The following is a 22,640-nucleotide window of genomic DNA, read 5'->3' as shown; positions in this document are numbered from 1 at the left end:
ACACGTCTCCGGAAACGGACGAGCGCGTCACTCCCGCGCCGCGCCCGATGCCCCGTGGCTCAGCCAGTCGAGCACCGCGCCCGCTTCCTCGTCGCCCGCCTCGCGCACCTTCGCGACCGCCTCGTTCAGCGTCGCGCCGGGCGTGGGCGCCGCGCGCCGGATCGCCACGCCGACCGCGAGAATATCGATGATCACGAGATGCAGGATGCGCGAGATCATCGAAAGCTGCGACTCGCGAATCTCGATGTGATCGGTCTCGAGCGCCACTGTCGCGCGCTTGGCAAGCGGCGTATTGCTCGACGTGATCGCGATCACGGTCGCGCCCTGCTGCAGCGCCAGTTCGAGCACGCGCAGCAGTTCCGGCGCGCGCCCCGACTTCGACACCGCCACGATCACGTCGCCCTTGCCGAGCAGCGCCGCGGATGCGGCCTGCATGTACAGGTCGCCGTAGGCAATCGTCGGAACGCCGAAGCGGAAGAACTTGTAGTGCGCGTCCTGCGCGACGATGTTCGAATTGCCGAGCCCGTAGAACTCGATGCGGCGCGCGCCGTTCAGGATGTCGATCGCGCGCTCGACGTTGTCGAAGTTCAGATGCTCGCGCAGCTGCAATATCGCCGACACCGTGTTGTCCAGCACCTTCGCGCCGAAATCGGTGGCGGTGTCGCCGAGATGCACCTGGCTGTGGCTCACGGGGATCGTGCCGGTCAGGCCCGTCGCGAGCTTGAGCTTGAAATCCGACAGCCCCGTGCAGCCGAGCGAGCGGCAAAAGCGGATTACGGTGGGCTGGCTGACGTCGGCCTTGCGCGCGATGTCGATGATCGGATCGTTGATGATCGAGCGCGGATGGTTCAGCGCGAGATCGGCCACGCGCCGCTCGGCGGGCGTGAGCGCGTCGCGCATCTGGCGGATGCGCTCGAACACCGCCGACGAGCCGCTGTTCGCCCGGTTCGACAACTGCTCCGCGAGAATCGCCGACACGCCGAGAAACGCCGGATATTCGGCGGTGATCACGTAGGTCGGAATGCCCGCCAGATATTGCTGGAAGCGCCCTTTCGCCTCGAAGCGCTCGCGAAACGGCGACTTGTGAAAGAGCTCGCCGAGCTTCAGCACGACGCCGCCGCCGATATAGATGCCGCCCAGCGCGCCGAGCGTCACGGCGATATTCCCCGAAAACGTGCCGAGAATGCCGCAAAAGCAGTTGACGGCTTCAAGCGCGAGCGCCTCGCCGTCATGCGCGCGCTTCGTCACGTCGGCGCTCGAGAAGTCGTCCGCCACCGCCACCCCGTCGCGCTCGGCGAACGTGCGGTAGATCAGTTCCAGCCCTGGCCCGGCGGCCACGCGTTCGAACGACACGTGCGGCCATTTCCGGCGTGCGTGCTGCATCACGAGGTCTTCGCTTTCGTTCGACGGCGCGAAGCTCGAATGCCCGCCCTCGCTGCCGAGCGCGATCCAGCGGTCGTCTGCGGGAATCAGGCCCGACACGCCCAGGCCCGTGCCCGGTCCGAGCAGGCCGATCACGCTGTTCTGCCGCCGCGCGCCGCCGCCCACCTGCACGCGCTGCGCATCGGTCAGGCCGGGCAGCGCCATCGCGAGCGCGGTGAAGTCGTTGACGACCAGCAGCGTGTCGAAGCCGAGCGCGCGGCGCGTCGCCTCGATGGAAAAGCTCCAGTCGTGATTCGTCATCTGCACGTGATCGCCGTCCACCGGGTTGGCGATCGCGACGGCCGCATGATTGACGCGGCCGACCTTGGTGTCCTTCAGGTACTGCTGCATGACCTCGGCGATGCCCGGGTAGTCCGCGCCCGGGTAGACGCGGACCTGCCCGATCTCGCCGGGCGCGGTTTCGAGCGCGAACCGGGCGTTCGTGCCGCCGATGTCGGCAAGAAGTCTCGGTCCGTCGGCGTGCTGGTTGCCGGCCGCCGCGGCCTTACTATGCACACCAGTAGACATCGAGCTTCACTCCCTGAGCATTGGCCAACGTCGAGATGGCATTTTTCTGCGGCGCGGCGAGCGCCGCGTTCAGCACGTCGAGCTTCTTCTGGCCCGAAATCAGCAGATAGAGCTGGCCGACCTGCTTCAGCGCCGACATCGACAGGCTCACGCGCGCGTGCGGCGCGCTGACCGGATGCACGGCGATGAAGCGGTCGTGCGTCGTGATCGCGACGTCCCACTCGGGCGCGTCGGCGAAAATCGACGCCGTGTGGCCGTCCTCGCCCATGCCGAGCACCGCGACGTCCGGCAGGCGGCGCTGCGCGTCGCCGTTCAGGTCCGCCACGTGCGCCTCGAGTGGCTGCGAGGCGTCGACGAGCGGCCAGAAGTACGCGCCGGCCGCCGCGTTCTGCAAGAGCGTCTCGCGCACGAGGCGCGCGTTGCTCGCGCTATCGGTCTCGGGCACCCACCGGTCGTCGACGAGCGTCACGTCGATGTGCGCCCAGTCGAGCGGCTCGGCAGAGAGCGTCTGCAAAAAGGGACGCGGGCTCGTGCCGCCGGATACGGCGAGCGTCGCATGGTGCGCGGCGCCGGCCGTGGCCGCGCCGCGAGCCGCCAGCGACGCCTGTAGCGCGTCGCCCACGGCTTTCGCCAGCGCGTCCGACTGGGCGCGCGGGTCGTCGAAAGTGTGAAGCTCGATCACTGCTCCTCCATCCTGCATTGTTTTGGTTGACCAACCCGGCCGTGCTGCACGGCGGCGGGTCATGTTCCAACGCGTGTCTCTCTTGCTGCGCGGGCGCTCCTGCCGCGCGCCAGCGCCGTCCTGCCGTTTCCGCTCACCGCACGTTCACCGCAGCCCCAAACCTGCCGCGAACCTCAATTCTCCTCTTCCAGCCAGCAGGTGCCATGCTGCGCCAGCATCGCGCTCGATGCGGCCGGCCCCCACGTGCCCGCCGCGTAGGGCTTCGGCGGCTTGGGCGAGACCGCCCATTCGTTCAGGATCGGCTCGACCCAGCGCCATGCCGCTTCCTGTTCGTCGCGGCGCACGAAAAGCGCGAGACGCCCGTGGATCACGTCGAGCAGCAGGCGCTGATACGCCTCCATCTGCCCTTCCTTGAAGAACTGGTCGAAGGCGAGGTCGAGGTGCACGCTCGCGAGGTTCATCCCCTCGCCCGGCTGCTTCGCGAGGCAGTAGAGGCGGATGGTTTCGTTCGGCTGCAGGCGGATCACGAGGCGGTTCGCGCCCGCGCGCAGCGCGTTCGCGCCGAGCGCCGAGTGCGGCACGGGCCGGAAATTCACGACGATCTCCGCGACGCGGTCGGCGAGCCGCTTGCCGGTGCGCAGGAAAAACGGCACGCCCGCCCAGCGCCAGTTCTCGATCTCCACCTTCAGCGCGACGAACGTCTCGGTCGTGCTGTCCGGGCGCACGCCCGGCTCGGTGGCGTAAGCGGGCACGGACGCGCCCTTGATCACGCCCGCGTGATACTGGCCGCGCACCGCGACCTTGCTGATGTCGCGCGCGTCGACGGGCTTGAGCGCGCGCAGCACGCGCAGCTTTTCGTCACGCACGGAGTCGGAGTCCATGGAATGCGGCGGCTCCATCGTCACGATGGAGAGCAGTTGCAGCAAATGGTTCTGCACCATGTCGCGCAGCGCGCCGGTGTTGTCGTAGAAGTCGCCGCGCGCTTCCACGCCGAGTTCCTCCGCGATCGTGATCTGGATGCTCTCCACCCACTCGCGGCGCCAGAGCGGCTCGAAAAGCGCATTGCCGAAGCGCAGCGCGAGCAGGTTCTGCACCGGCTCCTTGCCGAGATAGTGGTCGATCCGGTAGATCTGCTCTTCCTGGAAGATTTCGCCGACAGCGTCGTTGATCGCGTTCGACGACTCCAGGTCGTAGCCGAGCGGCTTTTCCAGCACGATGCGCGCGTTCTGGTTCAGGCCGACCTCGGCAAGCGCGCGGCAGATCGGCACGAAAAGCGACGGCCCCGTCGCGAGATAGAACACGCGCGTGCCGTCGTGCTGGGCAACCGCGTCGCGCAGGATGCGGAAATCCTCCGGCTTGCCGAGGTCGATGTGCACGTACTCGATCCGCGCGAGAAACCCGCGCCACGCGGCCTCGTCCACGCCCTTTTTCGACACGTGCGGCTTCACGTGCTCCTCGACCCAGGCCAGGTAAGCCTCGCGCGACTCCGCGCCGCGCGCCACCGCCACGATCTTCCCGGCCGCCGCCAGCATCCCGGCGCGGTGCGCCTCGTAGAGCGCGGGCAGGATCTTGCGCATCGACAGGTCGCCGGTGCCGCCGAAGAGTACGAAGGTGAAATTCGAGTCGGTTTGCATGTGTCTCCGTCGGGTTCGGGGGGACCGTAGTCCGATAAAAATTTTTTTGACACTGAATTGTAGTTTAACTACAATCCAAATCAAGAGGTAATGTCATCCGGGAAAAAAAAGCTCAAGTCAATCAGAAGATGAGCGTTTTCCCGAGGTTTGACGTCCTGTTTGCATGTTAACGGACCTCGGACAACGGCGCCGGATTGAAGGGCGGCCGTCAGGTGCCGGACTTGCCAACCTCGAGCAGTTTCGCGCGGCAATCCATCGCTCGCCGAAGCCGCGAAAAATCAAAAGAGGAGACAGCCGTTGCGATTCAGAACACTCATCTCTTGAGAGCCGTGCGGCCGGGAACCGGTCTGACGGCTGCGCACAGGCGCCGCGCGGGCTCACGCGCGCGCAACGCCTGAGCGCGCTTCCTTCCTGCCGCCGCCTGCCCGGCCACCGATGTTTTGCCCGTTTTTTCTAACCACCCGCTTCCTGGTGACACAGGGGCCAATCGCTTTTTGTTCAGGTGTTTCGGAGGAGATAAACAATGAAAGTCCGTAAGCTCATGGGCGCGCTTTGCGCTGCCGGTCTCATGTGTGGCGTGTCGGCATCGGTGCAGGCGGCCGAATCCGTGTCTGTGCTGCACTGGTGGACGTCCGGCGGCGAATCGAAGGCGATTGGCGTGCTCAAGGACGACATGACCAAGCAGGGCTACACCTGGAAGGACTTCGCCGTCGCGGGCGGCGCGGGCGCCGCGGCCATGACCGCGCTCAAGACCCAGGTGATCTCGGGCAATGCCCCGACGGCGGCGCAGATCAAGGGTCCGCTGATCCAGGAATGGGCGGAGCAAGGCGTGCTCGTGCCGATCGATTCCGTCGCCGGCGACTGGAAGAAGAACCTGCCGCCCGAGATCGACAAGATCATCCACGCCGAAGGCCACTATGTGGCGGCGCCCTTCTCGGTGCACCGCGTGAACTGGCTCTACATCAACAAGGCCGCGCTCGACAAGGCAGGCGGCAAGGTGCCGACCACCTGGCCCGAGTTCTTCGCGGTCGCCGACAAGATGAAGGCCGCGGGCCTCGTCGCGGTCGCGGCCGGCGGCCAGCCGTGGCAGGACCTGACGCTGTGGGAAGACGTGGTGCTCTCGCAGGGCGCGGACTTCTACAAGAAGGCGATCGTCGACCTGGACCAGAAGACGCTCACCTCGGACAAGATGGTTCAGGTGTTCGACACGGTCCGCAAGATCCAGTCGTATTTCGATAACGGCCGCACCGGCCGCGACTGGAACCTCGCGACCGCGATGGTCATCAACGGCAAGGCCGGCATGCAGTTCATGGGCGACTGGGCGAAGGGCGAATTCGCCGGCGCGAACAAGAAGGCGGGCAGCGACTACGTGTGCGCGGCCGTTCCGGGCACGGAAAAGTCCTTCACGTTCAACGTCGACTCGTTCGTGTTCTTCCAGCAGAAGGGCCAGAAGGACGCGACGCCCGGCCAGCTCGCGCTCGCGAAGACCATCATGTCGCCGCAGTTCCAGGAGCAGTTCAGCCTGAACAAGGGTTCGGTGCCGGTGCGCCTCGGCGTGAACATGGACAAGTTCGACGACTGCGCGAAGAAGGCGTACGCCGACGAGCAGACCTCGCTCAAGTCGGGCGGCTATGTGCCGTCGCTCGCTCACGGCATGGCTCAGGGCGACGCCACCGCTGGTGCGATCACCGACGTCGTGACGAAGTTCATGAATTCGTCGCAGGATTCGAAGAGCGCGGTGCAGGCGCTCGCGAACGCAGCAAAGACGAAGTAACGATGTAAGCGCCAAGCGGGCGCCGTGCGGTTTGCACCGATGGCGCCCGCCTCGAATGAAGCAACAAAATCGTCGCATCATGTGCTGGCGTGACACTGCGAATGCGCCGCTCCCGCGCTGCAGCCTGTTGCCCGCACGTCTTCCAGGAGTCGAGTTGTGGCTGCCTCCCTCAGCGGTACCGCGGACAAGAATCCGCAAAACCCGCCCCGCCGGGTTTCCCCCACGGCGGCGCTTGCCGATAAATGGATTCCGAAACTGGTGCTCGCGCCGAGCGTCCTGATCGCGCTCGTGTTCGTCTACGGTTTCATCCTGATCACGGGCTACCTCTCGCTCACCAATTCGCGGCTGATGCCGCGCTACGAATTCTCCGGCCTCGACCGCTACCGGCAGCTCTTCGCCAACGACGTCTGGTGGACGTCCGCCGCGAATCTCGGCTGGTTCGGCATTCCGTTCATCGCGATCTGCGTCGGGCTCGGCCTCTTTCTCGCCATCCTGCTCGACCAGAGGATCCGCAACGAAGGCGCGCTGCGCGCGATCTTCCTGTATCCGATGGCGCTTTCGTTCATCGTGACCGGCACCGCGTGGCAGTGGATTCTCAACCCGGGCCTGGGTCTCGAGAAGGTGTTCCACGACTGGGGCTGGACGAGCTTCTCGTTCGACTGGCTCGGCAATCCGGACAAGGCGATCTTCTGCGTCGTGATCGCGGCCGTATGGCAATCGACCGGCTTCGTGATGGCGCTTTTCCTCGCCGGACTGCGCGGCGTGGACAGCGAAATCTTCAAGGCCGCGCAGATGGACGGCGCGGGGCTGCCCACCATCTACCGCAAGATCGTGATTCCGAGCATGCGGCCGGTGTTCTTCTCCGTGCTGCTGATCCTCTGCCACATCACGATCAAGACCTTTGACCTCGTCGTCGCGCTGACGGCCGGCGGGCCGGGCACGTCCTCATCGCTGCCGGCCATGTTCATGTACACGTTTTCGTTCAACCGCGGGCAGCTCGGCGTCGGCGCCGCGTCGTCGATGATGATGCTCGCAACGGTCGTCGCGGTGCTCGTGCCGCTCATGTATCTCGAATCGAGGAGCACCCGCAATGCAGCCTAAGATGACGATGAGCCGCGCCGTCATTTACGCGGCGTTGATCCTGTTCGCGCTTTACTTCCTGTTCCCGATCTACGTGATGGTGTCGACGTCGTTCAAGGACCTCGACCAGCTGCGCACCGGCAACCTGCTCACCCCGCCCACCAGCTGGACCTTCGCGCCGTGGGTCAAGGCGTGGCAGGAAGCGTGTACCGGCGTGCGCTGCGACGGCATGCAGCCGTTCTTCATGAACTCGGTGAAGATGGTGATTCCGGCCGTGCTGCTCTCGTCGATCATCGGCGCGTTCAACGGCTACGTGCTCACGCACTGGCGCTTTCGCGGCGCCGACGCGGTGTTCACGATGCTGCTGGTCGGCTGCTTCATTCCGTTCCAGGCCATCCTGCTGCCGATGGCGCGCCTGCAGGGCATCCTCGGCCTGTCTAACACGGTGCCGGGCCTCGTGCTCGTGCACGTCGTGTATGGGATCGCGTTCACGACGATGTTCTTCCGCAATTTCTACGTGAGCATTCCGGCCGAGCTCGTGAAGGCGGCGCGCATCGACGGCGCGGGCTTCTTCACCATCTTCACGAAGATCCTGCTGCCGGTGTCGCTGCCCATCTTCATGGTCTGCCTCATCTGGCAGTTCACGCAGATCTGGAACGACTTCCTGTTCGGGATCGTGTTCTCCGGCGTCGATTCGATGCCGATCACCGTTGCCCTGAACAACCTCGTGAATACGTCCACGGGCGTGAAGGAATACAACGTCGACATGGCGGGCGCGATCATCGCGGCGCTCCCCACCCTTCTCGTCTACATGGTCGCCGGCCGGTACTTCGTGCGCGGCCTGACGGCGGGCGCGGTGAAGGGCTGATTTTTTTGCGGCGGGCGGCGCGTGCGTGGCGCCGCGTGCCCGCTGACCAGGACAAACGAGCAGCAACCGAGACAACTGAGGATTCACAATGGCAAGCCTTTCCATCCGTGACGTGTACAAGACCTACCCGAACGGGGTGCCGGTTCTCAAGGGCGTCAACATCGACATCGACGACGGTCAGTTCCTGATCCTCGTCGGCGGCTCGGGCTGCGGCAAGTCGACGCTTCTCAACATGATCGCCGGCCTCGAGACCGTGACGAAGGGCGACATCATGATCGACGGCAAGACGGTGAACAACCTCTCGCCGAAGGACCGCGACATCGCGATGGTGTTCCAGTCGTACGCGCTCTACCCTTCGATGAGCGTGCGCGAGAACATCTCGTTCGGCCTGAACATCCGCAAGGTGCCGAAGGACGAGCAGAAGAAGATCGTCGACCGCGTGTCGGACACGCTGCAGATCCAGCATCTGCTCGACCGCAAGCCGGGCCAGCTTTCGGGCGGCCAGCGCCAGCGCGTCGCGATGGGCCGCGCGCTCGCCCGCGACCCGGTCATGTTCCTGTTCGACGAGCCGCTCTCGAACCTCGACGCGAAGCTGCGCATCGAAATGCGCTCCGAGATCAAGCTGCTGCATCAGCGCCTCGGCACCACGATTGTCTACGTGACGCACGACCAGATCGAGGCGATGACGCTCGGCGACCGCATCGCGGTGATGAAGGACGGCGTCGTGCAGCAATTCGGCGCGCCGCAGGAGATCTACGATTCGCCGTCGAATTTGTTCGTCGCGGGCTTCATCGGCGCGCCGCCGATGAACTTCATCAGCGGCAAGCTGGTGGAATCGGGCTCGGGCGTCGGGCTCGAACTGGATACGGGCGTCGCGCGCCAGGTGCTGAACCTGCCCTTCGATGCGGCGCCGCTGCGCAGCAAGGTCGGCCAGGAGGTGGTGCTCGGCCTGCGCCCGGAGCGCATCACCGATGCGCGCAGCGCGCACGACGTCGACGACAAGCGGCTGCAGCCGGTGGAAGTGAAGGTCGACGTGATCGAGCCGACCGGGCCCGACACGCTCGTGTTCGCGCAGGTGAACGGCAAACGCATCGTGAGCCGCGTGCACCCGGCGGCGAACCCGCAGCCGCTTACGAACATGACGCTGCTTTTCGACGTGTCGAAGGCGGTGTTGTTCGATCCGAAGACGGAGGAGCGACTGGCCTGAGGGGGTCGCTGGCGCTCGGGGTGGGTGTTTGTTGAACCGTTTGATGCGCTTGTGCTTCTGTGAAATTTGCTTTGCTATTGCTCTATTAGCACGCCCCTGTGCGGGGCGGCAGTCACTTTCTTTGCACAAGGTGGACCGCTGGCGCTCGGGGTGGGTGTTTGTTCAACCGTTTGATGCGCTTGTGCCCTGGTGAAGCTTGCTTTGCTATTGGTCTATTAGCTCGCCCCTGTGCGGGGCGGCAGTCACTTTCTTTGCTGCTGCAAAGAAAGTAACCAAAGAAAGCAGCTATGGGGTCAGCGGGATTAGGACGTGACCACGTTTGAGCTTTCAGAGTGGCCCGACCGCGGGAGTGTCCTGCTCTGTCTTTCAGCCGGATTGGTACGCGGACCCTTTGCGCCCTCGCGCCTTCGAACGAAGCGGTAAGGCCATCATCCATCCGTCCTCGCTTCGCTCCGACGCGAGGTTCGCCACCACCAATCGCTTCGCTTTTTCCCACGCGCACCAACGCACGCCGTGGCCGTGTGCACCAAAGGCGCTCGTCATGTCGCCGCACCCGCCTACATCCAGCAAACCCTACGTCGGGCACGCAGTGCCGAGACGGATGAATGACTGCCTTACCACTTCGTTTAATGGTGCGATGACACAGCGGGTCCGCGTACCTGTCCGCTCAACGTACAGAGGTGGACACTCCCACGGTCGGGCCACTCTGAATGACTCAATGCGATTCCCTCCTAATACCGCTGACCCCATAGCTGCTTTCTTTGGTTACTTTCTTTGCTGCTGCAAAGAAAGTGACTGCTGCCCCGCACAGGGGCGAAGCTAATAAACCAATACCAAAGCAAGTTTCATGGGAGCGCAAGCGCATCAGACGGTTCTACAACCACCCAACCCCGACCAAGCGCCAGCGCATCAAACGGTGTTAAATCCGCCCCATCCGTCCAACCCCGAGCGCCAGCGTCCATAATCGAACATTCCCGCAACCCGGGGGCGCTCCCGCCCAACCCATCGAAATGAGCTTTTTGTCCTTGCATCCCGAACTCGTCTGGCCCCTTTCGAACGACGGCGACCCGTTCATCACGCTCGAGTCGCTCGACAGCACGCAAGTCGACGCCTGGGTCGGTGCGCAAAACGATCGCACGGAAAACGAATTCGGCAAGACGCCCGCAGCCGACGCGCTCACCGCGCGGCTCGCGAAGGCGTACACGTCGCAGGACCGCATCGTCACGTGCTCGCGCTACGGCGACTGGGGCTACAACACCTGGCAGGACGACGAGCATCCGCTCGGCATCGTGCGCCGCACGCCCTGGAGCGCGTGGCTCGCAGGCAAGCCGCAGTGGCAAACCGTTCTCGACGTCGATTCGCTCGACCTCAACAACATCAAAGACGACGACACCCGCTGGGCCCTGCACGACTTCGACATGCTCTACCCCACCTGGGACCGCGCGCTCGTCAGCCTGTCGCCGGGCGGCTCGGACGCCTGCATCGTGCGCGAGTTCGATATCGAGTCGCGCGCGTTCGTTGCAGGCGGCTTCGAATTGCCCGACGTCGGCAAGCACGGCATCTCGTGGATCGACCGAGACACCGTCTACGTGGGCTGGGACGACAGCGCGCACAGCAAGAAGCCCGCGCTCACGACCTCGGGCTTTCCGCGCGAGGCGCGCCGCTGGTCGCGCGGCACGCCGCTTGCGGGCGCCCCGGTCGTGTTCGAAGGCAAGCGCCGCGACGTGTCGGCGGGCGCCGACTACGATCCGCTCGAAAAGCTGCACTTCGCGTCGCGCGCCGTGACATTCTTCGAAACGATGCACTTCTGGCTCGACGAAGCCGCCGGCGACTGGCGGCAATACGACCTGCCGCTGCACGCGGAAATCGAGCACTGGAACGGCTGGCTCTTCGTCACGCCGCGCGAGGCGTGGTCGATCGGCGGCGAGCAGCACGCGAGCGGAACGCTGCTCGTCATCCGGCGCGACGCGTTTCTCGCCGGCGCGCGCGACTTCACGGTGCTGTTCGCGCCCGCGGGACGCAACGTGCTCGCCGACATCGACTTCACGAAGCACTGGCTGATCGTCTCGCAAATGGACGACGGCTCGCCGCGCATCACGTTGTGGCGGCCGCCCGCGGAGGCCGGGGCGGCCTGGGAGGCGCGTGCTTTCCGGCTGCCGGACGCGAGCCAGTCGTACGTCGACGCGATCGATTCGGAGCGCGACGACACCGTGCTGATCCACGTCGAACACTTCCTGACGCCGCCGTCGCTCTATCACGCGGACCTTGCCACGGATGCGCCGTGGACGCTCCTCGCGCAGCTGCCCGCCCAGTTCGACACCGCGGGCCTCGCCGCCGTGCGCCGCCACGCAACCGCCCCCGACGGCGAAGCGATTCCATACTGGCTGATCGGCCGGGAAGCGGCGCTCGCGGGCAGCGCCGCGCCTTGCCTGCTCTACGGCTACGGCGGCTTCGAAGTCGCGCTCGATCCGCACTACGACGCGACGACCGGCATCGCATGGCTCGAAGCGGGCGGCCTCTTCGCGGTTGCGAACATCCGCGGCGGCGGCGAGTTCGGGCCGCTCTGGCATCAGGCGGCGCAGCGCGAGAAGCGGCAGGTGTCGTTCGACGACTTCATCGCGGTCGCCGAGTCGCTGATCGACTCGGGCGCGACGACACCCCGCCAGCTTGCCATTCGCGGCGGCAGCAACGGCGGCCTCCTCACCGCCGCGTGCATGTTGCAGCGGCCGGAACTGTTCGGGGCGGTGCTTTCGGAGGTGCCGCTCCTCGACATGGCGCGCTTTCACCTGCTCCTGCAGGGCGCGTCGTGGATCGACGAATACGGCGACCCCGAGGACGCCCGCGACCTGCGGTTCCTGATGACCTATTCGCCGTATCAGAACGTGCGGGCGGACGCGGCCTGTCCGCCGGTGCTTTTCACCTCGTCGACGACCGATGATCGCGTGCATCCCGGCCACGCCCGCAAGATGGCGGCGAAGATGCAGGCGCAGGGCCATGCGCGGGTCTGGTATCTGGAAAACCGCGACGGCGGCCACGGCGCGGGCGTCGAGCCGGAAGCCGTCGCGCGCGTCGAGGCCACGGCGTTCACGTTCCTGAAAGCCATGGTCGGGGCGGGACTGCCAGCGAGCGGAAGCTGAACAAGCCGTATCCGCGGTGCGAAGAACGGCAAGCGGCAAGCGATTGGGAGTTTTCTGATCCATCTGTGCGAGGCGCGCACGCAGTATGTCGCTCCCGTCGCTTATCCGAATGCGCGGCGGCATCGCGTCCGCCGCGCGACACCGCTCATGCCCGACCTCTATCTCACCGCCCCCGACAATGAGCACTTCGAGTCGCTCGCCGATCTGAGCGCCCGCGCACTCGCGAACGCGAGCCCGGGCGAACTCGTCACCCTCCTTCTTGTCGTCGTTGCCTCAGGCGCGCTCGCCGTCTTCCTGCTGCGCCGGCTGCGCGCGAAAATCCCCGACACGCGGCGCTGGCGGCCGCTCTGGAGCATCTGCGTGTGCTTTGTGCCCGCGTGCTGCTGCCTGCTCATGCTGTTGGCCGCCTATCTGACGGCAAGGCCCTGGATCGACACGGAACTGCTCGTCGTCATGGCGCTCGCGAGCGTGCTGCAACTCCTCATTCAGATCCCCGCGCTCGTGCTGGAACTGGTGTTCCGCCCGGTGCCGGTGCTGCGCCTGCTGCTGCGCTGCCTGAGCTGGCTCGTCTGCCTGTGCGTGATGTTCGCCGTGCTTCAGCCCGAGCGCGATCTCGAGCACGTGCTCGACGCCGCCCGCGCGATCCGGCTCACCGCCGGCCCGGTCAGGGTCAATCTGCTGTCGCTCGCGGCGGGCGCCGCCACCGCGATCGTCGTGATGATCGTCGCGCACGGCACGATCAAATGGCTCGGGCGGCGGCTCGAACGCAGCACGCGGCTGTCGCCGAATCTCGCGCTCGCGATGCGCCGCATCATCGATATCGCCGTGTGGACGGTCGCGACCGTCGCCGTGCTGGCGCAGGCGGGCGTGGACGTGAAGGCGATGGCGGCGTTCGCCGGCGCGCTCGGCATCGGCGTGGGGCTCGGGCTGCAGCGGCTCGCGGCAAGCTACATCAGCGGACTGATCGTGCTCTTCGAGCAGTCGGTGCGCATCGGCGACACGATCGCGGCAGGCGGCGTGAAGGGCCGCGTCACGCACATGACCGTGCGCTACACGACCATCACGACCGGCGACGGCATCGAGGCGCTCGTTCCGAACGACACGCTCACGGTCAACACGGTGATCAACCAGTCGTGGACCGACAACACGCTGCGCCTCTCGAACTCGATCCACATCGACATCGAAAGTGACACGGCCGCCGCAAAAGAAGCCATCCTCACGATCCTGTCCGCTCAGGCGCGCGTGCTGCAGATGCCACCGCCCGCCGTCTACATCGCGGACATCGCCGATGGCCGCATCCGCCTGGAAGCGCAGTACTGGATCGCGGACCCGTCGAACGGGCAGCTGAACCTCACCTCCGACATCAACGAAGCGATCCTCGGGGCGTTTCGCGTGCGCGATATCCGCGCGGCCCGCTGGCTGGCGCTCCGGGAGCCGTCGCGCGCCTGAGGCGCCTGAGGCGCCTGAAGCACCTGAAACGCCCGGCGCGAGCGGCGCGCGGGCGTCCGGCGCACACGCGCCGCGGGGTCACACCGCCCGCACCGGCGTCTCGTGCCAGCGCAGCACGAGCGTGCGCCCGGCGAAGGTGAGAAGGCCGCAGATGCCGATCACGATGCCCATGCCATACGGCGAGCCGTCGTGAAAGAGGCCGATCGCGAGGCTCGCGAGCGCGCCGAGCGCGAGCTGCACCGCGCCGAAGAGCGCCGCCGCCGCGCCCGCATTGTGCGGATAACGATGCATCAGATCGGTCGTGCAGTTCGCCGACAGCAGGCCCACGACGCCCACCACGAAGAACAGGCACACGACGATCGACCACAGTCCGCCCCACCCCGTCAGGCACACGAGCGCGACGGCGAGCGCGGCGACCACGCTCACGAACGCCGCGCCCGAAATCATGCGCAGCGAGCCGACACGCCCGACCATGCGCGTGTTCAGCACGTTCCCCGAGATGATCCCGACGATGTTCAGCCCGAACAGCAGCCCGTAGTACTGCGGCTTGACGTGAAAGTAGTCGATATAGACGAACGGCGTCGCCGTGATGTACGCGAACATCGACGCGAACGCCATCCCGCCGCACAGCATGTGCCCCCACGTGACGGGATCGGTCAGGAGCCGCCCGTAGGCGGCGAACGAGCGCCCCACCGCCGAGCTCGCCCGCTTCTCGCGCGGCCAGGTTTCCGGCACGCGCAGGTACGCGGTCACCGCGCACACCGCGCCGAACGCCGTCAGCGCGACGAACACCACGCGCCAGCCGCCGAGCAGCAGCAACTGCCCGCCGATGAGCGGCGCGAGCAGCGGCCCGATCGACGTGACGATGGAGAGCATGGAGAGCACGCGGGCGGCGTCGGCGGTTTCGTGGGCGTCGCGCGCGATCGCACGCGCGAGCACCGACGCCGCCCCCGCGCCGAGCGCCTGCAAAAAGCGCACGAAGATGAGCGCGTCGATGGAAAGCGCCAGCGCGCAGCCGACGCTCGCCACCGTGTAGAGCGCGATGCCGCCGAGCAGCACCGGGCGCCGGCCGTAGGCGTCGGAAAGCGGCCCGTACAGCAGCATGCCGATCGAGAAGCCCGCCATGAAACTCGTGAGCGTGCTCTGCGCCGCGGCCGCGCTCGTGCCGAACGACGCGGCGAGCGCGGGCAGGCTCGGCAGGTACATGTCGATCGACAGCGGCCCGCAGGCGGCCAGTGCGCCGAGCAAGAGGATCAGACGGGCATCGGGACTGCGCCGCTTGGTGTGTGTCATGGGGATCGGCTCGGGCGCCAGGCGCAGGCTGTGAGCTTTGAAGGTGGTGGCCGGATGCCGCGGCGCATCGGAGCGTTTGGAACACGGTCGAGCGGGCGCGGCGAGCGAACGGCCATTGTACGCGACCCCTTCCGCTCATCCGGCCCCATGATCCGGTAAGCTCTTTCGATCCGTTTGAACGACCGAACCCCCGAATGACCGCCTTTCTTCTCATCTGGAGCCCCGGAAAGTGGCCGTGGCCCGAGCTGCCGGACGTTGCGCGCCGGGTCGCGGCCGGCGTCGCCGTGACCGACGCATGGGGCTGCGGCAGCTCGCGCAGCCTCATGCCCGGCGACCGCGTATTCGTGCATCGCGTGGCGCAGGCGCCCAGGGGCGTCTTCGCGTCCGGCTACGTGACGCGCGCGCCCTACGAAGTGCCCGATCCGACGCGAAAGCGCGGCTTTCGGCTGTGCATCGATTTCGTCTACGACTGGCTCGTCGATGCGCACGAGAGCGTCGTCGTGACGCGCGACGAACTGCGCGCCCATCCGTTTTCCGTGCAGACCTGGGACGCGCAGAGTTCCGGCACGATCATCAAGCCGATGGCCGAGGGCGCACTCGATAAACTCTGGCGGGAACGCACCGGACATCGGCCGCGGCCGCCCCTCCACGCCGCATGAGGCGCGCCGCGGCGCGGGCTCTATCCTGACGTCTCCGGTACAATTTAAAACTGATTTGCGCCGTTGAACCGTTCGTCGATCGGCCGCTTCCCAAAGGTGCGCGCCGGGCCCTCCGGCGCCACGGCCCCGTCGGTTCACCGGCATCAGCACTCACTTTCAGCGCAGGCCCCAATCCATGTCCAAGAATCAGGTTCTATTCGATCGCGCCCAGAAGACCATCCCCGGCGGCGTCAACTCGCCCGTGCGGGCGTTTCGCTCGGTCGGCGGCACGCCGCGCTTCATCGAGCGCGCCCAGGGCCCGTATTTCTGGGACGCCGACGGCAAGCGCTACATCGACTACATCGGCTCCTGGGGCCCGATGATTCTCGGCCACGTGCATCCGGAAGTGCTCGACGCCGTGCAGCGCGTGCTCGCCAACGGCTTTTCGTTCGGCGCGCCGACCGAGGCGGAAATCGAGATCGCGGAGGAAATCTGCAAGCTCGTGCCGTCGATCGAACAGGTGCGCATGGTGTCGAGCGGCACCGAGGCGACGATGAGCGCGCTGCGCCTCGCGCGCGGCTTCACCGGCCGCAGCCGCATCGTGAAATTCGAGGGCTGCTATCACGGCCACGCCGACAGCCTGCTCGTCAAGGCGGGCTCCGGGCTGCTGACGTTCGGCAACCCCACGTCGGCAGGCGTTCCGGCCGACATCGCGAAGCACACCACCGTGCTGGAATACAACAACGTCGAGCAGTTGAACGAAGCGTTCGCGGCGTTCGGCGCCGAGATCGCTTCGGTGATCGTGGAGCCGGTCGCGGGCAACATGAACCTCGTGCGCGCGACGCCCGAGTTCCTGCGCGCGCTGCGCGAGCGCTGCGACGAGCACGGCGCGGTGCTGATCTTCGACGAGGTGATGTGCGGCTTTCGCGTGGCGCTCGGCGGCGCGCAGCAGGTGTACGGCGTGAAGCCGGACCTGACGTGCCTCGGCAAGGTGATCGGCGGCGGCATGCCGGCCGCGGCATTCGGCGGACGGCGCGACATCATGGCGCATCTCGCGCCGCTCGGCGGCGTCTACCAGGCGGGCACGCTGTCGGGCAATCCGATCGCGGTCGCGGCCGGTCTCAAGACCCTGCAGCTGATCCAGAAGCCCGGCTTCTACGACCAGCTCGCGCGCCAGACGAAACGCCTCGCCGACGGCCTCACCGCCGCCGCGCGCGACGCGAAGGTGCCGTTCGTGGCCGACGCGCTCGGCGGCATGTTCGGCCTCTATTTCGCGGACGCCGTTCCGGCGAGCTTCGCGCAGGTGACGCAAGGCGACACCGCGCGCTTCAACGCGTTCTTCCATGCGATGCTCGACGCGGGCGTGTACTTCGCGCCGTCGGCGTACGAGGCGGGATTCGTGTCGATCGCCCACGACGACGCCGTGATCGACGCGACGCTCGACGCCGCGCGCGGCGCGTTCGCGAAGCTCGCGGCCTGAACCGCGCAACCAGGCCGACACGATGTTCTCGCAAACCGATTTCACCTATATGGAACGCGCGCTGGCGCTCGCCGCGCGCGGCATGTACACGACGACGCCGAATCCGCGCGTCGGCTGCATGCTGGTCAAGAACGGCGAAGTCATCGGCATGGGCTTCACCCAGCCGGCCGGCCAGGACCACGCCGAAGTCCGCGCGCTGAAGGACGCCCGGGCGCGCGGCAAGGACCCGCGCGGCGCGACCGCCTACGTCACCCTCGAGCCGTGCAGCCACTTCGGCCGCACGCCGCCGTGCGCGCACGCGCTCATCGACGCGCGCGTGGAAAAGGTCATCGCCGCGATGGAGGACCCGAATCCCGCCGTTTCCGGACGCGGCCTCACGATGCTGCGCGACGCGGGCATCGACGTGCGGTGCGGCCTGCTCGCGAACGAGGCGTATGAATTGAACATCGGATTCGTCTCGCGCATGACGCGCCGCCGGCCGTGGGTGCGCATGAAGGTCGCCGCGACGCTCGACGGCCGCACGAGCCTGCCGACGGGCGAAAGCCAGTGGATCACGGGCGAGGACGCGCGCGCCGACGGCCACGCGTGGCGCGCCCGCGCATGCGCGATCCTGACCGGCATCGGCACGGTGCGCGAAGACGATCCGCAACTGACCGTGCGCGCCGTCGATACGCCGCGCCAGCCGCAGCGCATCCTGATCGACAGCCGGCTCGACGTGCCGCTCGCCGCGAAGATTCTGGACGGCGCGCCGCCGTGGGTGTTCTGCGCGAGGGACGCCGACCCGGCGCGCGTGGCCGCGCTGCGCGAGCGCGGCGCCGATCTGATCGAACTCACGAACGAGCACGGCAAGGTCGATCTGCCCGCGATGCTCGGCGTGCTCGCCGATCGCGGCATCAACGAACTGCACGTCGAGGCGGGGCACAAGCTGAACGGTTCGCTGCTGCGCGAAGGCTGCGTCGACGAATTGCTGGTCTATCTCGCGCCGAGCCTCCTTGGCAACGCGCCCGGCATGTTCGACTTCGCGCCGCCCGAAACGCTCGACGCGCGGGCGCACCTGAAATTTCACCGCATCGATCGTCTCGGCGACGATCTGCGCATCCTGGCGCGCTTCGTCGAAGCGAAGGCCGCTCAGTAGGCGGCGCGTTGATTACAGATAAGCGAGGAATCTCGATGTTTACCGGAATTGTCGCGGCCGTGGGCCGCATCGAAAAGATCGCGCCGCTCGGCGCCGGGCCCGAAGCCGGCGTGCGCCTGACGCTCGACGCGGGCGCGCTCGATCTCGCCGACGTCGAACTCGGCGACAGCATCGCGATTCAAGGCGCGTGCATGACCGTGATCGAGAAGTCGGCGCATTCGTTCGCGGTCGACGTGTCCCGCGAAAGCCTGAACAAGACGGCGGGCCTCGGCGCGCCGGGCGAGGTCAATCTCGAAAAGGCGCTGCGCGCGCACGACCGGCTGGGCGGCCATCTGGTGTCGGGCCATGTCGACGGCCTGGGCGAGGTCACGCGCTTCGAGCGCGTCGGCGAATCGCACGAATTGCGGATCCTGGCCTCGCGCGATATCGGCAAGTATCTGGCCTACAAGGGCTCGGTGACGGTCAACGGCGTGAGCCTCACGGTCAACGCGGTGAACGACCGCCCGGACGGCTGCGAGTTTTCGATCAACCTGATCCCGCACACCGTCGAAGTGACGACGCTCAAGGCGCTCGCGGCCGGCTCGAAGGTCAATCTCGAAATCGACCTGATCGCGCGCTACGTGGAGCGGATTCTGAGCGTGTCCGGGACGGCGGGAAATCCGGCACCGGCGGCCTGAGCACGCCGCGCCGCTCGTGCGCGCGCCGTTCGTGCGCACGGCGCGGCGGCGTCCCGCGACAATTTTCCCGATTACATCGCCCGATTCCCGCCCGACCATCAGCCGTGGCGTAAAATACGCGCTTTCCTGTTTCGGACGCCATCATGTCGCTCGCCTCCACTCTCGAGATCATCGCTGAACTGAAAGCCGGCCGGATGGTGATCCTCGTCGACGAAGAAGACCGCGAAAACGAGGGCGACCTCGTCATCGCCGCCGATTTCGTCACGCCCGAGGCAATCAACTTCATGGCGCGCTACGGCCGCGGGCTGATCTGCCTCACGCTCACGCAGGAACGCTGCCGGCTGCTCAACCTGCCGCCGATGACCCACCGCAACGGCACGCAGTACGGCACCGCGTTCACGGTCAGCATCGAAGCCGCCGAGGGCGTGACGACCGGCATCTCCGCGAGCGACCGCGCCCGGACCATCGCGGCGGCCGTCGCCCACGACGCCCGCGCCGAGCACATCGTCCAGCCGGGCCACGTGTTCCCGATCCAGGCGCAGCCGGGTGGCGTGCTCGTGCGCGCGGGCCACACGGAAGCCGGCTGCGACCTGACCGCGCTCGCGGGCCTGACGCCGGCCGCGGTGATCTGCGAAATCATCAAGGACGACGGCGAAATGGCGCGCCTGCCCGACCTGATCGGGTTCGGGCAGCAGCACGGCATCAAGATCGGCACGATCGCCGACCTGATTCACTACCGCAGCCGCACGGAATCGATCGTCGAGCGCGTCGCGGAGCGCACGATGCAGACGGCGCACGGCGCGTTTCGCGCGGTGCTGTACCGCGACCAGCCGAGCGGCTCGCCGCATATCGCGCTCGTGCGCGGCACGCCCACGCCCGACCGCGAAACGCCCGTGCGCGTGCACGAGCCGCTTTCGGTGCTCGACCTGCTCGAAATAGACTCCTCGACGCACTCATGGACGCTCGATGCGGCCATGAAGGAAATCGCGTCGCGCGATCTCGGCGCGATCGTGCTCCTGAACTGCCACGATTCGAAGGAGCACCTGATCGACGTGTTCCAGGCGTTCGACAGGAAAGACAAGGCGGAGCAACTGAAGCGCCGTCCGATCGACTTCAAGACCTACGGCATCGGCGCGCAGATCCTGCGCGAGCTCGGCGTCGGCAAGATGCAGGTGCTCTCGAACCCGCGCAAGCTCGGCAGCATGTCCGGCTACGGCCTCGAGGTTACGGGTTTCATTCCGATGCCGGGCTGCCCCGCCACGCCGGGGGACACTGCCGTCACGCATCTGCGCTCGGCCTGAGCCGCGCGCGAGACCCGCAACACGCCGCCTCTACACCAAACACCCAGAAAAACGGACTCAATCAATGGAAATCGGACAATACCAGCCGAACCTCGACGGTGACGGCCTGCGCATCGGCATCGTGCAATCGCGCTTCAACGAGCCGGTGTGCAACGGCCTCGCGGACGCGTGCATCGAAGAGCTGGAGCGCCTCGGCGTGATCGGCCAGGACGTGCTGCTCGTCACCGTGCCGGGCGCGCTGGAAATCCCGCTCGCGCTGCAAAAGCTCGCCGAGTCGGGCCAGTTCGACGCGCTGATCGCGCTTGGCGCCGTCGTGCGCGGCGAGACGTATCACTTCGAACTCGTGTCGAACGAAAGCGGCGCGGGCATCTCGCGCATCGCGCTCGATTTCGGCACGCCGGTGGCGAACGCCGTGCTCACGACCGAAAACGACGAGCAGGCGGTCGCGCGCATGACCGAAAAGGGCCGCGACGCCGCGCGCGTGGCGGTCGAGATGGCCAACCTGTCGGTCGCGCTTGAGCAGTTGGGCGGCGACGACGATGAAGACGAAGACGAGGACCGCGCATGAAGAGCGCACGACGCCGTTCGCGCGAACTCGCGACGCAAGGGCTTTACCAGTGGCTGCTGTCGGGCGCGCCCGGCGGCGAAATCGATGCGCAGCTGCGCAACGCGCAGGGCTTCGACAAGGCCGATCACGACCACCTCGACGCGATCCTGCACGGCGTGATCAAGGAGGCCGACGCGCTGTCGGCCCAGTTGCAGCCGTGTCTCGACCGGCCGGTCGAGCAGTTGTCGCCGGTGGAGCGCGCGGTGCTGCTCGTCGCCGCGTTCGAATTCAAGCATCACCTCGACATTCCGTATCGCGTGGTCATCAACGAGGCGGTGGAGCTGACGAAGACCTTCGGCGGCTCCGACGGCTACAAGTACGTGAACGGCGTGCTCGACAAGCTGGCCGTGCAGTTGCGCCCGGCCGAAGCGCAAGGCCGCGGCCGCGGCTGAACTCCCGAAGGCGGCCGCGAGCCTCGCGCGCAGCCGCCCGCCCAGACCGGATCTCCGACCATGAACACCCTAGCCGAACCGCTGATGCGGCTGGCCGCCCGCGTGGACGCCATCGAGCCGTTCTATGTGATGGAACTGATGAAGGAAGCGCAGCTTCTGGAAGGCCTGGGGCGCGACATCATCCACATGGGCATCGGCGAACCCGATTTCACCGCGCCCGAGCCCGTGATCCACGCCGCCGCCGACGCACTGCGGCGCGGCGTCACGCAGTACACCAACGCGCTCGGCATCGCGCCGCTGCGCGAGGCGATCGCGCGGCACTATCGCGACGATTTCGGGGTCGACGTGGCGCCGGAGCGCATCGTCGTGACGGCGGGCGCGTCGGCGGCGCTGCTGCTCGCATGCATGGCGCTCGTCGATCACGGCGACGAAGTGCTGATGCCGGACCCCTGCTATCCGTGCAACCGCCATTTCGTTGCCGCCGTCGACGGCAAGCCGGTGCTGATCCCGAGCGGCCCCGCCGAGCGCTTCCAGCTCACGGCCGGGCACGTGGAGGCGCATTGGGGCGCGAACACGCGCGGCGTGCTGCTCGCGTCGCCGTCGAACCCCACCGGCACGTCGATCGAGCCGGACGAACTGCGGCGCATCGTCGAGACCGTGCGCGCGAAGGGCGGCTTCACGATCGTCGACGAGATCTATCAGGGCCTGAGCTACGACGCGAAACCGGTCTCGGCGCTCTCTTTCGGCAACGACGTCGTGACCGTCAACAGCTTCTCGAAATATTTCAGCATGACGGGCTGGCGGCTCGGCTGGCTGGTCGTGCCGCCCTCGATGATCAGCGCGATGGAGAAACTTTCGCAGAATCTGTTCATCTGCGCGTCCGCGCTCGCGCAGCACGCCGCCCTCGCCTGCTTCGAGCCGGAAACGCTCGCCATCTACGAATCACGCCGCCTGGAGTTCAAGCGGCGCCGCGATTTCATCGTGCCAGCGCTGCGCTCGCTCGGCTTCGGCGTGCCCGTCGTGCCGGACGGCGCGTTCTACGTCTACGCGGACACGCGCGGCGTGTCGCACCCCGCCGCCGGCGACAGCGACGCGCTCACCCGCGCGATGCTGCACGACGCGGGCGTCGTGCTCGTGCCGGGCGCGGATTTCGGCTTTCATGCGCCGGATCAATATATCCGGCTGTCTTATGCAACGGCGTACTCGAAACTCGAGCAAGCGGTCGAGCGGCTCGCCACGCTGTTCAAGCACTGATTCGCCGGCCGCAGAAAGCAAGGCAAAACGCAAAAAAGGCACCCGAGGGTGCCTTTTTTCGTTCATGCGCTGCGCTTTCCGT

18 protein-coding genes are annotated in these 22,640 nt (G+C 66.8%); 14 read left to right on the top strand and 4 right to left on the bottom strand.

All coding sequences use genetic code 11. The features are described from left to right. Positions 1 to 27: 27 nt before the first annotated feature. From BG61_RS02890 to zwf, 3 genes are all read right to left on the bottom strand, one after another. Positions 28 to 1,950, bottom strand: a complete 1,923-nt coding sequence (locus BG61_RS02890; protein ID WP_035926044.1) for a bifunctional transcriptional regulator/glucokinase — start codon at positions 1,948 to 1,950, stop codon at positions 28 to 30. Further along, on the bottom strand, positions 1,931 to 2,632 hold the full coding sequence (gene pgl / locus BG61_RS02885) for a 6-phosphogluconolactonase (RefSeq protein WP_035926047.1): 702 nt from the start codon (positions 2,630 to 2,632) through the stop codon (positions 1,931 to 1,933). The genes BG61_RS02890 and pgl overlap by 20 nt, the downstream gene beginning before the upstream one ends. Before the next feature lie 173 nt (positions 2,633 to 2,805). Then, positions 2,806 to 4,266, bottom strand: coding sequence for a glucose-6-phosphate dehydrogenase (zwf, locus tag BG61_RS02880; protein WP_035926050.1), 1,461 nt, complete (start codon positions 4,264 to 4,266; stop codon positions 2,806 to 2,808). A 523-nt stretch (positions 4,267 to 4,789) separates the two neighbouring features. Between zwf and BG61_RS02875 the strand changes: the two genes are divergently transcribed. The 6 genes from BG61_RS02875 to BG61_RS02850 all read left to right on the top strand — a co-directional run bounded on the left by BG61_RS02875 (position 4,790) and on the right by BG61_RS02850 (position 13,781). Then, entirely contained in the window at positions 4,790 to 6,040 is a 1,251-nt protein-coding gene (locus BG61_RS02875; protein ID WP_035926053.1) for an ABC transporter substrate-binding protein, read from the top strand. A 246-nt stretch (positions 6,041 to 6,286) separates the two neighbouring features. Continuing rightward, positions 6,287 to 7,141 carry a carbohydrate ABC transporter permease gene (locus BG61_RS02870; protein WP_232255982.1) on the top strand — a complete coding sequence of 285 codons (855 nt, stop codon included), beginning with the start codon at positions 6,287 to 6,289 and terminating at the stop codon, positions 7,139 to 7,141. Further along, positions 7,131 to 7,988 (top strand): carbohydrate ABC transporter permease, encoded by an 858-nt coding sequence (locus BG61_RS02865; protein ID WP_035926059.1) that lies wholly within the window; start codon positions 7,131 to 7,133, stop codon positions 7,986 to 7,988. The genes BG61_RS02870 and BG61_RS02865 overlap by 11 nt, the downstream gene beginning before the upstream one ends. 88 nt (positions 7,989 to 8,076) lie before the next feature. After that, entirely contained in the window at positions 8,077 to 9,195 is a 1,119-nt protein-coding gene (locus BG61_RS02860) for an ABC transporter ATP-binding protein (protein WP_035926062.1), read from the top strand. Positions 9,196 to 10,205: 1,010 nt separating this feature from the next. Then, positions 10,206 to 12,332 (top strand): prolyl oligopeptidase family serine peptidase, encoded by a 2,127-nt coding sequence (locus BG61_RS02855; protein WP_035926065.1) that lies wholly within the window; start codon positions 10,206 to 10,208, stop codon positions 12,330 to 12,332. 147 nt (positions 12,333 to 12,479) lie between these two features. Next, positions 12,480 to 13,781 carry a mechanosensitive ion channel family protein gene (locus BG61_RS02850; RefSeq protein ID WP_035926068.1) on the top strand — a complete coding sequence of 434 codons (1,302 nt, stop codon included), beginning with the start codon at positions 12,480 to 12,482 and terminating at the stop codon, positions 13,779 to 13,781. Between the two features lie 78 nt (positions 13,782 to 13,859). Here the strand turns inward: BG61_RS02850 and BG61_RS02845 are convergent, their stop codons facing one another. After that, positions 13,860 to 15,074 (bottom strand): Bcr/CflA family multidrug efflux MFS transporter, encoded by a 1,215-nt coding sequence (locus BG61_RS02845; protein WP_035926071.1) that lies wholly within the window; start codon positions 15,072 to 15,074, stop codon positions 13,860 to 13,862. Between the two features lie 194 nt (positions 15,075 to 15,268). On the opposite strand from BG61_RS02845, the gene BG61_RS02840 reads away from it, so the two are divergent. The 8 genes from BG61_RS02840 (at position 15,269) to BG61_RS02805 (ending at position 22,558) form a co-directional block, all read left to right on the top strand. Then, positions 15,269 to 15,733: a hypothetical protein gene (locus BG61_RS02840; protein WP_035926074.1), complete on the top strand. Its 465-nt coding sequence runs from the start codon at positions 15,269 to 15,271 to the stop codon at positions 15,731 to 15,733. 175 nt (positions 15,734 to 15,908) lie between these two features. Continuing rightward, a complete protein-coding gene (hemL, locus tag BG61_RS02835; RefSeq protein WP_035926079.1) occupies positions 15,909 to 17,192 on the top strand; it encodes a glutamate-1-semialdehyde 2,1-aminomutase in 1,284 nt (427 codons plus the stop codon). Between the two features lie 22 nt (positions 17,193 to 17,214). Then, positions 17,215 to 18,327: a bifunctional diaminohydroxyphosphoribosylaminopyrimidine deaminase/5-amino-6-(5-phosphoribosylamino)uracil reductase RibD gene (gene ribD, locus BG61_RS02830; protein ID WP_035926080.1), complete on the top strand. Its 1,113-nt coding sequence runs from the start codon at positions 17,215 to 17,217 to the stop codon at positions 18,325 to 18,327. Between the two features lie 35 nt (positions 18,328 to 18,362). Further along, positions 18,363 to 19,004, top strand: coding sequence for a riboflavin synthase (locus BG61_RS02825; protein ID WP_035926083.1), 642 nt, complete (start codon positions 18,363 to 18,365; stop codon positions 19,002 to 19,004). 143 nt (positions 19,005 to 19,147) lie between these two features. Continuing rightward, positions 19,148 to 20,305 carry a bifunctional 3,4-dihydroxy-2-butanone-4-phosphate synthase/GTP cyclohydrolase II gene (gene ribBA / locus BG61_RS02820; RefSeq protein ID WP_035926086.1) on the top strand — a complete coding sequence of 386 codons (1,158 nt, stop codon included), beginning with the start codon at positions 19,148 to 19,150 and terminating at the stop codon, positions 20,303 to 20,305. 64 nt (positions 20,306 to 20,369) lie between these two features. Further along, positions 20,370 to 20,873: a 6,7-dimethyl-8-ribityllumazine synthase gene (ribH, locus tag BG61_RS02815; RefSeq protein ID WP_035926090.1), complete on the top strand. Its 504-nt coding sequence runs from the start codon at positions 20,370 to 20,372 to the stop codon at positions 20,871 to 20,873. After that, a complete protein-coding gene (gene nusB / locus BG61_RS02810; RefSeq protein ID WP_035926092.1) occupies positions 20,870 to 21,304 on the top strand; it encodes a transcription antitermination factor NusB in 435 nt (144 codons plus the stop codon). The genes ribH and nusB overlap by 4 nt, the downstream gene beginning before the upstream one ends. A 60-nt stretch (positions 21,305 to 21,364) precedes the next feature. Continuing rightward, complete coding sequence (locus BG61_RS02805) at positions 21,365 to 22,558, top strand: pyridoxal phosphate-dependent aminotransferase (RefSeq protein WP_035926094.1); 1,194 nt, start codon at positions 21,365 to 21,367, stop codon at positions 22,556 to 22,558. Positions 22,559 to 22,640 lie beyond the last annotated feature (82 nt).

This window comes from Caballeronia glathei, from assembly GCF_000698595.1.
GTDB classification, from domain to species: Bacteria; Pseudomonadota; Gammaproteobacteria; order Burkholderiales; family Burkholderiaceae; genus Caballeronia; species Caballeronia glathei.
The sequence above is the reverse complement of the archived record's forward strand: the minus strand, read 5'-3'. Positions and strand labels throughout refer to the sequence as shown.

Excerpts from the sequence above, each read along its gene's own strand:
- BG61_RS02890 (WP_035926044.1), bottom strand. The coding sequence starts at position 1,950 with ATGTCTACTGGTGTGCATAGTAAGGCCGCGGCGGCCGGCAACCAGCAC.
- zwf (WP_035926050.1), bottom strand. The coding sequence starts at position 4,266 with ATGCAAACCGACTCGAATTTCACCTTCGTACTCTTCGGCGGCACCGGC.
- BG61_RS02875 (WP_035926053.1), top strand. The coding sequence starts at position 4,790 with ATGAAAGTCCGTAAGCTCATGGGCGCGCTTTGCGCTGCCGGTCTCATG.
- BG61_RS02865 (WP_035926059.1), top strand. The coding sequence starts at position 7,131 with ATGCAGCCTAAGATGACGATGAGCCGCGCCGTCATTTACGCGGCGTTG.
- BG61_RS02860 (WP_035926062.1), top strand. The coding sequence starts at position 8,077 with ATGGCAAGCCTTTCCATCCGTGACGTGTACAAGACCTACCCGAACGGG.
- BG61_RS02855 (WP_035926065.1), top strand. The coding sequence starts at position 10,206 with ATGAGCTTTTTGTCCTTGCATCCCGAACTCGTCTGGCCCCTTTCGAAC.
- BG61_RS02850 (WP_035926068.1), top strand. The coding sequence starts at position 12,480 with ATGCCCGACCTCTATCTCACCGCCCCCGACAATGAGCACTTCGAGTCG.
- BG61_RS02845 (WP_035926071.1), bottom strand. The coding sequence starts at position 15,074 with ATGACACACACCAAGCGGCGCAGTCCCGATGCCCGTCTGATCCTCTTG.
- BG61_RS02840 (WP_035926074.1), top strand. The coding sequence starts at position 15,269 with ATGACCGCCTTTCTTCTCATCTGGAGCCCCGGAAAGTGGCCGTGGCCC.
- hemL (WP_035926079.1), top strand. The coding sequence starts at position 15,909 with ATGTCCAAGAATCAGGTTCTATTCGATCGCGCCCAGAAGACCATCCCC.
- ribD (WP_035926080.1), top strand. The coding sequence starts at position 17,215 with ATGTTCTCGCAAACCGATTTCACCTATATGGAACGCGCGCTGGCGCTC.
- BG61_RS02825 (WP_035926083.1), top strand. The coding sequence starts at position 18,363 with ATGTTTACCGGAATTGTCGCGGCCGTGGGCCGCATCGAAAAGATCGCG.
- ribBA (WP_035926086.1), top strand. The coding sequence starts at position 19,148 with ATGTCGCTCGCCTCCACTCTCGAGATCATCGCTGAACTGAAAGCCGGC.
- ribH (WP_035926090.1), top strand. The coding sequence starts at position 20,370 with ATGGAAATCGGACAATACCAGCCGAACCTCGACGGTGACGGCCTGCGC.
- nusB (WP_035926092.1), top strand. The coding sequence starts at position 20,870 with ATGAAGAGCGCACGACGCCGTTCGCGCGAACTCGCGACGCAAGGGCTT.
- BG61_RS02805 (WP_035926094.1), top strand. The coding sequence starts at position 21,365 with ATGAACACCCTAGCCGAACCGCTGATGCGGCTGGCCGCCCGCGTGGAC.